Origin of the sequence: Microtetraspora glauca (assembly GCF_040656155.1) — a bacterium.
Taxonomy (GTDB): Bacteria; Actinomycetota; Actinomycetes; order Streptosporangiales; family Streptosporangiaceae; genus Microtetraspora; species Microtetraspora glauca.
Map to the genome: position 1 here is coordinate 98,940 of NZ_JBFALK010000006.1, position 13,931 is coordinate 112,870.

Sequence of the window (13,931 nt, forward strand, 5' to 3'; positions counted from 1 at the left end):
ACAGCATGAAATGACATCGCTACGCAAACGCGGACAATTCGACCACAAGGTCACGATTACCGGCGATTCGCCCTCCGAGGGCGACAGAATTGTTACCAACTGGTAAGGGGTTGCTCCCCTTCTTCCGGCCTCACGTCATCCAGCTAGGTCATCGCAGCGCGGCGAGAACGTGCCGCCGCACCTCGCCCCGCTGCTCCTCGTCCACGAGAGGCCTGCCGGCCCGATCGACGACGTAGAAGACGTCCACGGCCTCCGCGCCGAGAGTCTCCACTCTGGCCGCTCTCACGTCAAGGCCGCATTCGCCGAAGGCCCGCCCGATGCGCCACAGAAGCCCCGGGCGGTCGTGCGCCCGCACCTCCACCACCGTCGCCGTACTGGACGCGTCGTCCACCAGCGAGACCTTCGGCGGCGCCACCGGAACGCGGGGCGGCCGCAGGGCGCGGGCCCGGCGGGCGAGCCGCTGCTCGATGTCGAGGCGGCCCGCGAGCACCAGGCGCAGGTCGGCCTCCAGCGTCGCGGGATCGGGCGGCGATCCGTACTCCGGGACGACGGCGAACTCGATCACGGCGGTCGAGCCCGCCGACGCCGACGCCGCCGACCTGACGACGAGCCGGTGCGCGGCCAGCACCCCCGCGGCGTGCCACAACAGCCCCGGCCGGTCGGGCGCGACCACGGTCACCGCGCCGCCGTGGACCCGGACGGCGCCTCCTCCGTGCCTGGCCAGCGCGGCCTGCTCGGGAGACAGGACCGGCGCGGGCGCGGGCGGCGCCCCCGAGAGGACCGACTTCACCCGGCGCACCAGATCGGAGACCAGGGACGCCTTCCAGGAGTTCCAGGCGGCCGGTCCCGTGGCGTTCCCGTCGGCCACCGCGAGCGCGGCGAGGAGTTCCAGCACCTCGCGCGACCCCACGGCCTCGGCGACCCGGGAGATGGTCACCGGGTCGTCCAGGTCGCGGCGGGTCGCCGTCTCGGGCAGCAGGAGGTGGTGGCGGACGACTCGGGCCAGGATGTCCACGTCCGCGGGCGGCAGGCCGATCCTGGCGCCGATGTCCCTGGCGACGACCTCGCCCGTCACCGAGTGGTCGCCCGGCCAGCCCTTGCCGACGTCGTGCAGCAGGGCGGAGATGAGCAGCAGGTCGGGACGCGAGACGTCGCGCGTGTACGCGGCGGCGCCGGCCGCCGTCTCGATCAGATGCCGGTCGACGGTGTACCTGTGCACCGGGTTGCGCTGCGGGCGGTGCCGTACCCGCTCCCAGTCGGGGATGAGACGGACGAGGACGCCCGCCTGGTCCAGCTCCTCCCAGACCGGTACGGCGGCGCGCCCGGCACCCAGGAGGGAGACGAGGGCGTCCCTGGCCTCCTCCGGCCACGGCACGGGAAGCGGGGGCGACTGGGCGGCCAGCGCGGACACCGTCGCGGGCGCCATCGGCAGCCCGGCCTCGGCCGCCGCGGCGGCGACGCGGAGCACGAGCACCGGGTCGTTGCGAGGGGAGACGCCTCGGGCGAGCACCACCTCGCCGCCGTGCTCGACGACCCCGTCGGCGAGCGGCCGTCTGCCACGCGGAGCGGGACCGGTCAGCAGCCGGTCCACGGTGCGCCAGGTCGAGTCGAACGCGTGGGAGACGGTGCGTCCCGCCTCGGCCAGGCGGCGCATCAGCGCCTCGGCGTCCAGCAGTCCGAGGCTGCCCGCGACCGCGTCCTGCTCCTGCAGCACGAGCCGGTCCGCGCCGCGCGCGGTGACCAGGTGCAGCCCGTGCCGGATGTCCAGCAGCAACTCGTACGCCTCGCGGACGCGCGGGCCGGGGGCCGAGGCGACCCAGGCTGCGGCCACGGCCTGCATCGCCTGGACGTCCCTGAGCCCGCCGCGCGAGTCGCGCAGGTCGGGTTCGAGCAGGAAGGCCAGCTCTCCGCTCGCGCCGGCCCGCTGGTCGGCCGCGTCCCTGAGCTCGGCGAGCCTGCGCCGTGACTCCGCGCGCCAGTCGGCGAGCACGGTCTCGCGCACCGCCCGGGTCAGCTCGGCGTCGCCCGCGACGTGCCTGGCCTGGATCAGGCCGAGAACCGCCTTGAGGTCCTCGCGGGCCACCTTGGCGGCCTCGTCGATCGTGCGGACCGAGTGGTCGAGCCCGACGCCGGAGTCCCAGATGGGATACCAGACGCGGTCGGCGATCCGGCCCACGTCCTCCCGGCCGTTGTGCAGCAGCACCAGGTCGAGGTCGCTGCCCGGGGCGAGCTCGCCCCGCCCCAGGCTGCCGACCGCGACGAGCGCGACACCGCCGAATCCGTTCCTGTCGGCGGAGCCGCGCTCCTCCGGGAGCCCGCTCCTGGTTCCCGGCCCGTTCCGCCCTTCCCGGGCGTACGGCTGCGTGCAGGCCGTACGGAACAGATCGGTGAGCCACCTGTCGATGTCCGCCGCGCGCTCCTTGCGGGCCGCGGCGAACGAGCGAGCATCCCCTCTCATCATGCGATTACAGGGCCTCCGGCCCGCGCTCGCCGGTGCGAACGCGGATCACCGTGTCCACCGGGACGGACCACACCTTGCCGTCGCCGATCTTGCCGGTCTGGGCGGCCTTGACGATGACGTCGATGACGTCGTCGGCGTCGTCCTCCTCGGCGAGCACCTCGATCCGGACCTTGGGGACCAGGTCCACCTGGTACTCGGCGCCGCGGTACACCTCGGTGTGCCCCCGCTGGCGGCCGTAGCCGCTGGCCTCGCTGACCGTCATGCCCTTGATGCCGAACTGCTCCAGCGCCGCCTTGACGTCGTCGAGCTTGAAGGGCTTGATCACTGCCGTGATGAGTCTCATGCGTCCACCTTCTTGGCCTCGGCCGGGACCGCCGGCCCGTTGAGGGAGGCTACGCCGGAGGCGTGGATGGTGCCGAGGTCGTAGCCGGTCTCGGCGTGGGTCGTGATGTCGATGCCGGTGACCTCCTCCTCCTGCGTGATCCGGAAGCCCATCGTCTTGTCGATGATCTTGCCGATGATCCACGCCATGGCGAAGGAGTAGAGGCCGACGACCACCGGGCCGAGCGCCTGGACGCCCAGCTGGGAGAGCGGGCCGCCGTACAGCAGGCCCTTCTCCTGACCGTCGGCGAACGGGTAGCGGGCGATGATGCCGAGGGCGACCGCGCCGATCGCGCCGCCGACCAGGTGCACGCCGACCACGTCGAGCGAGTCGTCGAAGCCGAACCGGTACTTCAGGCCCACCGCGTACGCGCAGACCGCGCCGGCGATGGCGCCGAGGACCACCGAGGCCCACGGGTCGATGAAGCCGCAGGCGGGGGTGATGGCGACCAGACCGGCGACCGCGCCTGACGCCACGCCGAGCGTGGTGGAGTGGCCGTCGCGCAGCTTCTCGACCAGGATCCAGGCGCCCGCGGCGGCCGCCGTGGCGACCTGGGTGTTCATGAACGCCAGGCCGGCGGTGCCGTCGACGGCGAGCTCGGAGCCCGCGTTGAACCCGAACCAGCCGAACCACAGGAGACCGACGCCGAGGAGGACCAGCGTGAGGTTGTGCGGCCGCATCGGCTCCTTGCGCCAGCCGGCCCGCTTACCGAGCACCAGCGCGAGCGCCAATCCCGCGGCACCCGCGTTCACGTGGACGACCGTGCCGCCCGCGAAGTCCTCGATGCCGAGACCGGCCAGCCAGCCGCCGCCCCAGACCCAGTGCGCGACGGGGAAGTAGACGAGGGTCGACCAGACGACGGAGAACACGACCCAGGCGCCGAACTTGGCGCGGTCCGCGATGGCGCCGCTGATCAGCGCGACGGTGATGATGGCGAAGGTCATCTGGAAGGCCGAGAACACCATGCTCGGCATTCCGCCCTCCGCCTTCGTGGCGGTGTCGATGATGCTCTGCAGGCCGAGGGCCTCGAAGCCGCCGACGAACTTGTCGATGAAGCTGTTGCCGCTACTGGTGAAGGCCAGCGAGTACCCGTAGAAAACCCATGCGATGCTGACCGTGATGATGCTGACGAACGACATCATCATCATGTTCAGGACGCTCTTCGCCCTGGTCATGCCCCCGTAGAAGAACGCGAGGCCGGGAGTCATCAACAGCACCAGCGCGGTGGCTGTGATCATCCAGGCCGTGGTGCCGGTATCGATCTTGTCCATCGAACGCGGCCCTCCTTAACATTGCCATGTGGCCGGCTATTCACGCGCTCAGTTGCGTCCGTCCAGGGCATCGTCGACCGGTTGGCGCACTGACGTTGGCCACAGCGTGTTCTTCCACCGTTTCCGGGCGGGACTCTGTGTGTTTCACGTCTGTGAAACTCGCCTGGGCGGTGTTTCGGGTGCGTTTCGGATGGCTCACACACAAACGAAGCGCGCACCGTAATCGGTGCGCGCTCGCATTACGTCCTTCTCACATCGATCGGCGGCTCACATCGACCGGCGGGCGGCCGCGCCGATCTCCCCGTACTTGTCGCCGCCGTCTCGGCGCTCTCGTCCTTGTCGCTGTCGTCCTTCTTGCCGGTGGTCCTTCTCGGGGTTCGCGTCCGTCTCGTCCGCGCGGCTCAGGCCGCCGCGCCGGCCATCTTGCGCAGACGCAGCAGCGCGTCGCGCTCCAGCCGCCTGGCCCGGTCCCGGCCGATGCCGTACCGCTCCCCCACCTCGGTGAGCGTGTGCTCGCGGCCGTCCACGAGGCCGTACCGCCACCGGAGCATCTCGCGGATCTGCCCCTCCAGACCCGTCAGCCAGAGCTCCAGGCGCTCCTTCTCCAGCGTCGCCATCGCCTGCTGCTCCGGATCGGCCCAGGTCTCGTCGGCGATCATGTCGCCGAGCTCGGTCTCGTCCTCGTCACCCACACCGAGCTGCAGCGACACCGGATCGGACGCCCAGCGGCGCAGCTCCTGCACCCGCTCGATCGGCAAGTCGAGCAACTCGGCGAGGTCCGCGTCGGTCGGCTCGACGTCGAACTCGGCCAGCAGATCGCGGCGGACCCGCATCAGGCGGGTCATCTGCTCACCCGCGTGGGTGGGCAAGCGTACGGGCCGCGCCTGCTCGTGGATCGACCTGCCGACCGACTGGCGGATCCACCAGGTGGCGTAGGTGGAAAACTTGTAACCACGCCGGTAATCGAATTTCTCCACCGCGCGGACCAGGCCCAGATTTCCCTCCTGGACGAGATCGATCAACGGCATCCCCCTGCCGGAGTATTTCCGGGCCACCGCGACCACGAGCCGCAGGTTCGCCTGGATGAACTCGTCCTTCGCACGCCGCCCGGAAACCGCGAGGCGTTCCAGCTCCTCGTCCGCCGCGTCGGAAACCCTGGGCTCGGCGCGCCCGCTGTCCAACAGGTGCTCGGCGAACAGGCCGGCCTCGATCCGCTTGGCGAGATCCACCTCCTGTTCCGCGGTCAACAAGGGGACCCGCCCGATTTCGGCCAGGTAGGTCCCCAGCAGGTCCCGATCAGAGACGTGCTGGTCGTGCGTCCGATTCCCCGTCGCCATTCGATGGCACCTCGTTCCGCCGCGCCGCAGTATGTCCGAGTCGAGTCGGCCCAGACCAGGGCTTTCCCGCCGTCTTTGTCCTGACCCGATCAACGATTTCCCTGGAAGAAAGATTCCCTGAACTAATACGACTGGAGAATGGTTTTCGGCGTCCTACTCAAGGAGGAGGCGAACGCCTGGAAAGCCCGTCGATTACCCCTTCCGCGCGTTCTCAAACGACGCGGCTTCCGTCCTTCCGGGCCCGCGCCACGAGCGGCACCCCGGGACGGGAGGCCAAGTGGCACGTACGCGCTACCTCCGGACACCCGCGACGGCGTCGCTGAGGAGGACGCCGACGTCTCCCAGCATGTGCCGCCCGTCCTCGACCACCCGGCGGCCCCCGGAGACGACCGAATGCACGTCACCCGCCGTCGCCGCGAAGACGACGGCCTCGGCGGCCGTGCCCTTCGTCGTGCCCGCCGTACGGACCGAGTCGAGGCGCACCGAGACCAGGTCGGCCCACGCTCCGGGGACGAGCATGCCCGCGTCGGGGAAGCCGAGCGACGCGTGCCCGGCCGCGGTGGCCGCGTCGAGCAGCTCGGCGGCGCGGAAATGGCCGCGCTCGCGCGTGGCGAGCCGCTCGTCCAGCTCCACGGCGCGCGCCTCCTCGAACAGGTCGATCACCGCGTGGCTGTCCGAGCCCAATGTGATCGGCGAGCCGCCGTCCAGCAGCCTGCGCGCCCGCCCGATGCCGTCGGCGAGGTCCCGCTCGGTGGTCGGGCACATGCAGACGTGCGTGGTGGAGCCGCCGAGCAGCACGATGTCCACGTCGGACAGATGGGTCGCGTGGACGGCGGTCGAGCGCGGTCCCAGCGCCCCGTGCTCGTGCAGCAGCTGGACGGGAGTCGCCGAATACGCCTGGACGCAGTCGTGGTTCTCCGCGCGCTGCTCGGAGACGTGCGCGTGGAGGGGAATCGCGTGCCGGTTGGCGAACTCCGCGACCAGGCACATCTCCTCGGGGGGCACCGCGCGGACCGAGTGGATCGCCGCGCCGACCACCACGTCCTCGGCCGTCCGCTGGGAGCGGCCGAGCAGCTCGACCCGGTGTGCCCAGCGGGTCGCGTCGCCGTCGCCGAAGCGGAGCTGGGTGCCGATCAGAGGGTGTCCGATCGCGCCTGTGAGGTAGCAGGTGTCCATCAGGGCGATCCGCAGACCGGCGTCCCTCGCCGCCTCGATGAGCGCGTGCCCCATCGCGTTCGGGTCGTCGTACGGCACGCCGCCCGGCCCGTGGTGCAGGTAGTGGAACTCGCCGACGCAGGTGACGCCGGCCAGGGACATCTCGGCGAACGTCGCCCTGGCCAGCGCGAGGTAGCGGTCGGGATCGAGCCGGGCGGCCACGGCGTACATCTGCTCGCGCCAGGTCCAGAAGGTGCCGCGCGCCGTCTGGGTATGCCCGCGCAACGCCCGGTGGAAGGCGTGCGAGTGCGCGTCGGCCAGGCCGGGCAGGGTCAGCCCGGCCAGCCGTACGGCTCCCGGCGGCGGTGGGACCTCGGGCTGGATGGCGGCGATCCGCGTCCCCTCGACCCGGACGCACACGCACTCCACCACCTCGCCGGGCGGCAACCAGGCCATCTCGCACCAGTAGGTGACGCCGCCGCCGTCGCCGCCGGCGAGGACACCCGCGTCGTGCCCCGCCCCCGTCGGTCTGACCGGAGCCTTCTCAGTCGCCATCGCTATGCCCGGAACGCCCTTTCTCTCCGCCGCCGGCCTGGCCGGCGCGGGCTTCCCGCCCCCTGTCGGTCGACCGGATCACCACCCCCGCATGGCACGGTCGATGGCCCCCTACCCCCGGGGGGCCGGTCGGCGCATCCTCGCCCGCTTCGTACGGCACGCCTGGTGAATGGACTCATTCACCAGGGAGCCGGGATCAGCTCGGGAGGGACGCCGACGGACGGATCGTGATCTCGGTGATCTGGGCGTCCGCGGTGACGGTCACCGCGGCGAGCACCGCCTTCGCGACCGAGTCCACGTTGAGGTACTTGCCGGGTTCGTAGTCGCCGCCCTCCTGCGCCCGGACACCCCTCTGCATGTCGGTGTCGGTCCGCCCGGGATAGATCGTGGTGACGCGCACGCCGTGGGAATGCTCCTCCAGGCGAAGCGCGTCGGCGAAGGCCCGCAAGGCAAGCTTGCTCGCTGCGTACGCGCCCCAGCCGGCGTTCACCCGCTGCCCGGCGGTGGAGTTGATCAGTACGACCTGCCCTCCGGCCGCGCGCAGCGCGGGCAGCAGCAGCCGGGTCAGCTCGGTCACCGCGAACAGGTTGACCTCGAACGTCCGCCGCCACTCCGCCGCGGGAGTCTCCGCGACATCGCCGAGCCGTACGGTCCCGGCGCTGTGGACGAGCAGGTCGAGCCGGTCGACGCCCTCGACGTCCGCCGCGGTGACCGCGGTCAGTTCGACCGGCCAGGGCCGCGCGCCGGGCAGTCCGGCGCACACGGAGTCGAGCGCGGCGCGGTCGCGCCCGCCGAGCACCAGGTCATGCGTGGGGGCGAGGGCTCGCGCGATGGCCGCACCGACCCCGCGAGAGGCTCCTGTCACCAGCGCCACAGGTCTTTCGGACATTCGCCCACCATATTGATTCCAGGCGGGCCACGGTGAACACGGGACGATCACGCGGGTTCGGCCGGGCGTGTTCATCCACCCCTCAGCGCCGCGAGCACCTCAGCGTTCGGGGCGGAAGGTGCCGGGGCCGGGACGCTCCAAGGTCAGCGCGTAGACGTCGCGCGGATAGCAGTGGTCGTCGGGCCGGACGCGGACCTCGGTCGCGTCGGCTTCGAGTATCACGCAGCGATACCACTCGCCGCCCTCCAGGAAGAGCCACCGGTCGGCGAGCCGGGCGAGCCCGTCCCGCCGCACCCGCTCCTCGGCCTCCTCGTACGGCCCGGCCTCGGCGAGCGGATAGCCGAACACGGTCAGGGCCTGCCACGCGCCGCCCACCGGCCCCACATAGCCGAGCAGCGCGCCGTCCTCGTCACGGTGAATCGCGTCCATGATTGACGATGGTACTCAAGTTTGTATAAAAGTTTGAGTATGTCCTCGACGCGAGTTCTGATCCTCGGAGTGCTGCTTGACGGACCCATGCACGGCTACGAGGTACGGCGCCGCCTTGAGCTGTGGGGCGCCGATCACTGGGCCAACGTGGCCTTCGGCTCGATCTACCACGGGCTCGCCAAGATGGCCGACGAGGGTCTGCTGACGATCGTCGACAAGGGTCGCGGCGGCAAGACCGTCTACGAGATCACCGACGACGGGCGGCTGGAGTTCCAGCGGCACCTGCTGAGCTACTGGCGGGAGATCAAACCGATCGTCGACCCGTTCCAGGTCGCGCTGACCTTCATGGACCGGCTCTCCCCCACGGACCTGGCCAACGCCATGGAGTCCCGCATCGCCCAGTTGCGCATGTCGATCGAGATGACGGAACGGGCGATCGGCGGCAAGGCCGGATACGGCGCGGCCCGGCACATCGACGAGTGTCTCCGGCTCAACATCCGCCATCTACGCGCCCAGCTCGAATGGGCGGAGGAGGCGCTAGGGAAGGTCAGGAACGGCGAGCTTCCCTAGCGAGGTCGTGTCCGGCGGACCACGCCTGCCGCTTTCCACGATGGCCCTTCTCTGAGGCGAGTCAGCCACCGGCGTTGCTCGGCGGTCAGCGGTCGGCGGTCGGCGGCGTTGCGAACCCGTCGTGTCCTTCCATCGCCGGCGAGCAGGGCTGCGCGGACCGAACAGACCGCGCGTCGCGTCAGGGGTGGAAGACGCCGGTCTGGTCGGTCATCCGCTCGTACTCGTCGAGCCGCGCCTGGGTGCGCAGCGGCGCCGCGTCCGCCATCGCCTCCACCAGCACCATCGTCAGCGCCATCGGCGCCATGTGCGAGTCGAACACGAGCCGCTCCCCGACCGGCGCGTCCATCACGACGTCGGCGGGGAAGGGCACGTCGCACCGATCGGTGATCACCGCCGTGTTCAGGCCGAGTTCCTTGGCCTGCTCCAACGCGCGTACGGCCTCCGCCGGATACCTGGGCAGGATGACGGCGAGCAGCCACCCCGCTCCCGCCCTCCGCGCGGCGTAGAGCCCCTCGGTCAGTTCGGATCCGCCGTGGACGAGCAACCGCACGTCGGGATGGATCCGCCTGGCGTAGTAGGCGAACGTCGTGGCGAGGCCGCTCGACACCCGCAGGCCGAGGACCGGCAGCGGCTCCGACGCGGCGAGAGCCGTACCGAGCTCGCGGAGCGATCCGGCCAGACCGGCGGCCCGGCCGTCGCCGGCCAGCCGGTCGCGGATCATGGTCAGGTCGCGTATATCGCCGTCGACGGCGTCGCACAGCACCCGGTCGGGCTCGGGACGGCCGGGCTCCGCGCCGTCCGCCCCGTTTCCGCCGACGACCAGGGGACGCAGCGCGTGCCTCAGGTCGAGATACCCCGAGAAACCCAGGGCCATCGCGAAGCGTGTCACGGACGGCTGGCTGACTCCGGCGCGTTCGGCCAGTTCGACGCTGGACAGGAAGATCGCCTCGTCGAGGTGCTCCCTGAGATAGTGGGCGATCCGGCGTTGAACGGGCGACAGCCGCCGGCCCTCCAGGAGCCGATCAAGTCCACCACTCACGCTGTGCCCAACGCGGAATCCCCCTCCTGCTCATCCCCATGATCGGAAACGGGCGCCGTGCGGGGAGGAGGCGGCGGGGCACCCCATGCCGAGGCAGGGATGCCCCGCCCAAGGCCGAGTTCCAGGACGCACCGCACGCGCTCAACCCGGAGCCGGCCATGGCGAAGGAGAGGTTCCGCACTGCCGGATCTTCCCGGTCCATCGGCGGGCCAGCGGGTCAGCGCGGTAAAGGGTCCGTACGACTTCCGCATCGCCGCAGGTCACCGGACACGCAGTCAACCAGTTACACCATTTCCCGCTGTCATCTCCTTCTGTCAGGATGCCGCCGATCGCCTTCTCCCGCGGGCGCGACGCCCCGCGGCGTACGGAACGACGGAGCTCAGGACGCGACGAGGAACTGTGTGGCGGCCAGCTCCCGGTAGAGGTCGTCCGCCTCGACGAGCTCCTCGTGCGTGCCGGAGGCACGGACCCTGCCCGCCTCCATGACGATGATGCGGTCGGCGCCGGTGACCGTGGACAGGCGGTGCGCGATCACCAGGACCGTGGTCTCGCGCGCGACCTCGGCGACCACCTCGCGCAGCCGCAGCTCGTTGACGGCGTCCAGCTGGGAGGTCGCCTCGTCCAGGAGCAGGAGACGCGGCCTGCGGAGCAGCGCCCTGGCGATGGCGACCCGCTGGCGTTCGCCGCCGGAGAGCAGCACGCCACGATGACCGACCGGGGTCGCGAGCCCCTGGGGCAGCCGCTCGACCAGGTCGTCCAGCCGGGTCCTGGCCAGCGCGTGCGCGATCTCCTCGTCGGTCACGCCGGGGGCGGCGAAGGTGAGGTTCTCGCGGAGCGTCCCGGCGAGGATCGGCGCGTCCTGCTCCACGTACCCGAGCGAGGACCGCAGCTCGTCCAGCGGCCAGTCGCGGATGTCCCTGCCGCCGACGGCGATGGTCCCCGAGTCCGGCTCGTAGAACCGCTCGACCAGGCCGAACACCGTGGACTTGCCCGCTCCCGAAGGGCCGACGAGCGCGGTCATCCCGCCCGCGGGGACCTCGAAGCTCACCCCGTCGTGGACCACCGGCCGGTCGTCGCCGTACCGGAAGGCGACGTCGGTGAAGGTGACCCCGACCGGCGCGCCGCCGCCCGTGACCGCGGAGACGGGGGGCTCGGCGGGCAGCTGGGCGATCTCCTGGATGCGGGTCACCGCGGCGAGGCCGTTCTGCATCTGGGTCAGGCTCTGGACGAGCTGCCCGATGGGCGAGACCAGGTAGAACAGGTACAGCAGGAACGCGATCAGCGCCGATATCTCCATCGACCCGTTCGCCACCCGCGCGCCGCCCACGCCGAGCACCGCGAGGAACGCGAGCTGCACCGACATCCACGCGCTGATGCCCGCGGCGGAACTCCACGCGGCGGCCGCGACGCCCCGGTCGCGCGCCTCGGTGGCGGCGGCGGTCACCGCGGTGATCTCGCGGGTCTCCGCCCCGCTGGCCTTGACCGTACGGAACGCTTGGAGCGCCCGGTCGAGCGTCGAGCTCATCTCGCCGAGCGCCACCTGGGCCTGGAGGGACGACCGCCTGATCTTCGGCGCGATCGAGACGCCCGCGAGGCCCACCAGGGCCACGACGCCGAGCGTCACCAGGAGGAGCACCCCGTCCATGATCGCCATCATCACGACGGCGCCGAGGAACATGAAGACCGACCCGACCGCGCCGGCCAGGGCGTCGGTGCACACGGCCCGCAGGAGGGTGGTGTCGGAGCTGACCCTGGAGAGCAGATCTCCCGGCTTGAGCCGGTCCACGTCCGGCACCCGGAGGCGCAGGATGCGGTCGACGAGGTTCGTCCGGGACGCGAGCACGATGCCCTCGCCCATGCGTTCGAGCAGGAACCGTCCGCCGGCGGACACCACCGCGCCCACCAGCACCGCCACGGACAGGCCGAGAACAGGGCCCACAAGATCCTGCCCCTGCCCGAAGGCGTCGATCACCGTCTTCGCGAGCAGCGGCATCGCGAGGCCGGCGAGGCTGCCGAGGAGGCTGAGCGCCCCGCCGAGCAGCAGGGCTCGCCTGTGGGGACGGATCTGGCCGATCAGTAATCGCCAGGCTCCCCGCTCGGTCATCCCGGTCATCCCTGCTACTCGCACCCGCCCCCGAACAGCCTCCCGCCGCCGAACTTCTTGTGCACTGCCTGTTTGCTGACCCCCAGGGCCTGCGCTATCTGCACCCACGACATCCCCTGCACACGGGCTCGCCGTACCTGCACGGCGGCCAGCCGATCGACCTGCCGGCGCAGCTCGGCGGCGGCCCGTAGCGCGCGCAGCGGATCGTCCCCCTCGGCTTCGGTCACCAGAGCCACGAGTTCTCCGTTCATGGAGTCAACCTATGTTGACCGGCATCCCGGGTCAATCTACGTTGACCGCACGGCGGAGTCAACACCGGTTGACGCGCAAACGGCGGCGAGATCGAGCCGGAGACGACCGCCAGCCGGCCTGAAGCGCCGTCGCATCTAGCCCGTGCGGTAGGCGCGGAAGGCGGGCACGGACAGGCCGACGACGAGCACGACGAGGGCGCAGAGCAGGCCCCCTCCCACCCACGCGGGGACCAGGCCGAACGTCGCCGCCGTCGCTCCCGCTCTCATGTCGCCGAGCCTCGGCCCACCCGCCACCACGACGAAGAAGACACCCTGGAGGCGGCCGCGCATCTCGTCGGGCGCGTATGTCTGGAGGATCGTCTGCCGCCACACCGCCGAGACGAGGTCCGCGAAGCCTCCGGCGGCGAGCAGCGCCACGGCCAGCCAGAGTTGCTCGGCCAGCCCGGCCGCGGCCACCGTGAGGCCCCACAGCGCGATCACGAATGTCAGCGCCACACCCTGCCTGCGGACCCGGCCCACCCAGCCGGAGAACACGCCGCCGATGACCGCGCCGAGCGCCACGCTCGCGGACAGCCAGCCGAACGCCATCTCCGAGCCCCCGAACCGTGTCGCGGTGAGTTCGGGAAAGAGGGCGCGCGGCAGTGCGAAGGCCATCGCGATGATGTCCACGACGAACGACATCAGCACGATCGAACTGCCGAGGATGTAGCGCAACCCCTCGGCCACCGCGCGAAAACCCGGCGCGGCGGTCTCGCCGAGCGGTTCGAGCCGCGGCAGCCGTACGGCCGCGTAGAGGCTGGCGCTGAAAAGGAGCGCGTCGATGAGGTAGGCCATGCCGTATCCGCCCCCGGCGAGTACGACACCGCCGAGCAGCGGCCCGAGGACCGATCCGAGGCTGCCGAGGGTGAAGTTCAGCGTGTTGGCCGACGGCACCAGGTGCTTGGGAACCAGCCTCGGGATGATCGCGTTGCGGGTGGGCGAGGCCACCGCGACCCCGGTGGACTGCACGGCGACGGCCGCCATCAACAGCCATACGTTCGAAAGGAACACCGCGTTGACGAGCAGCACCAGGGTGGCGGTCCAGCTGATGAGCGAGCAGGTCAGGAGCAGCTTGCGCCGGTCCACGGCGTCGGCGATCGCCCCGCCCCACAGACCGAAGACGACCAGGGGAACCAACGCCACCGGCCCGAGGAGTCCCACCCACAGCGACGACTGGGTGAGCGCGTAGACCTGCGCGCTCACCGCGACCGCGGTGAGCTGGAAACCGATGAACGAGAGCCCCTGGCCGAACAGCAACCGGCGATAATGCGGGATCGACAGCGGCCGGGTGTCCACGATATGCCGACGTACGAATCCCTGAACGCCCATGGCTTGGTCAGTCACGGGCAACCACCATCCCATGCCCGCCCGATTCGGGGCTTTCGGGGGGCGTCAAAGTGCGGACCGCGCCGCCCCTCCCAACCTCGCCGCATCCCGCGCCGCCCATCA

General features: G+C 71.1%; 12 protein-coding genes. 1 reads left to right on the forward strand and 11 read right to left on the reverse strand.

The window, feature by feature from the left end:
- Positions 1-148: 148 nt before the first annotated feature.
- From AB0I59_RS13420 to AB0I59_RS13450, 7 genes are all read right to left on the reverse strand, one after another.
- The gene (locus tag AB0I59_RS13420) at positions 149-2,458 is read right to left on the reverse strand and encodes a [protein-PII] uridylyltransferase (protein WP_435830960.1); all 2,310 of its coding nucleotides are present in this window, start codon (positions 2,456-2,458) and stop codon (positions 149-151) included.
- A gap of 7 nt (positions 2,459-2,465) precedes the next feature.
- Positions 2,466-2,804 carry a P-II family nitrogen regulator gene (locus AB0I59_RS13425; RefSeq protein ID WP_061259039.1) on the reverse strand — a complete coding sequence of 113 codons (339 nt, stop codon included), beginning with the start codon at positions 2,802-2,804 and terminating at the stop codon, positions 2,466-2,468.
- A complete protein-coding gene (locus AB0I59_RS13430) occupies positions 2,801-4,114 on the reverse strand; it encodes an ammonium transporter (RefSeq protein ID WP_061259038.1) in 1,314 nt (437 codons plus the stop codon). The genes AB0I59_RS13425 and AB0I59_RS13430 overlap by 4 nt, the downstream gene beginning before the upstream one ends.
- 401 nt (positions 4,115-4,515) lie before the next feature.
- Positions 4,516-5,451 (reverse strand): sigma-70 family RNA polymerase sigma factor, encoded by a 936-nt coding sequence (locus AB0I59_RS13435; RefSeq protein ID WP_061259037.1) that lies wholly within the window; start codon positions 5,449-5,451, stop codon positions 4,516-4,518.
- 291 nt (positions 5,452-5,742) lie between these two features.
- Entirely contained in the window at positions 5,743-7,062 is a 1,320-nt protein-coding gene (locus tag AB0I59_RS13440) for a formimidoylglutamate deiminase (RefSeq protein ID WP_061259125.1), read from the reverse strand.
- Positions 7,063-7,357: 295 nt separating this feature from the next.
- Positions 7,358-8,050 (reverse strand): SDR family oxidoreductase, encoded by a 693-nt coding sequence (locus AB0I59_RS13445; RefSeq protein ID WP_358132614.1) that lies wholly within the window; start codon positions 8,048-8,050, stop codon positions 7,358-7,360.
- Positions 8,051-8,149: 99 nt separating this feature from the next.
- Entirely contained in the window at positions 8,150-8,479 is a 330-nt protein-coding gene (locus AB0I59_RS13450; protein ID WP_358132616.1) for a hypothetical protein, read from the reverse strand.
- A gap of 39 nt (positions 8,480-8,518) precedes the next feature.
- Between AB0I59_RS13450 and AB0I59_RS13455 the strand changes: the two genes are divergently transcribed.
- Complete coding sequence (locus AB0I59_RS13455; RefSeq protein WP_061259034.1) at positions 8,519-9,049, forward strand: PadR family transcriptional regulator; 531 nt, start codon at positions 8,519-8,521, stop codon at positions 9,047-9,049.
- 178 nt (positions 9,050-9,227) lie between these two features.
- On the opposite strand, the gene AB0I59_RS13460 is transcribed toward AB0I59_RS13455, so the two are convergent.
- The 4 genes from AB0I59_RS13460 to AB0I59_RS13475 all read right to left on the reverse strand — a co-directional run bounded on the left by AB0I59_RS13460 (position 9,228) and on the right by AB0I59_RS13475 (position 13,826).
- On the reverse strand, positions 9,228-10,088 hold the full coding sequence (locus tag AB0I59_RS13460; RefSeq protein ID WP_061259033.1) for a MurR/RpiR family transcriptional regulator: 861 nt from the start codon (positions 10,086-10,088) through the stop codon (positions 9,228-9,230).
- Between the two features lie 379 nt (positions 10,089-10,467).
- Positions 10,468-12,192, reverse strand: coding sequence for an ABC transporter ATP-binding protein (locus AB0I59_RS13465; RefSeq protein ID WP_358132619.1), 1,725 nt, complete (start codon positions 12,190-12,192; stop codon positions 10,468-10,470).
- 14 nt (positions 12,193-12,206) lie between these two features.
- Positions 12,207-12,443 carry a sigma-70 family RNA polymerase sigma factor gene (locus AB0I59_RS13470; RefSeq protein WP_358132621.1) on the reverse strand — a complete coding sequence of 79 codons (237 nt, stop codon included), beginning with the start codon at positions 12,441-12,443 and terminating at the stop codon, positions 12,207-12,209.
- A gap of 135 nt (positions 12,444-12,578) precedes the next feature.
- On the reverse strand, positions 12,579-13,826 hold the full coding sequence (locus tag AB0I59_RS13475; RefSeq protein ID WP_358132623.1) for an MFS transporter: 1,248 nt from the start codon (positions 13,824-13,826) through the stop codon (positions 12,579-12,581).
- Positions 13,827-13,931 lie beyond the last annotated feature (105 nt).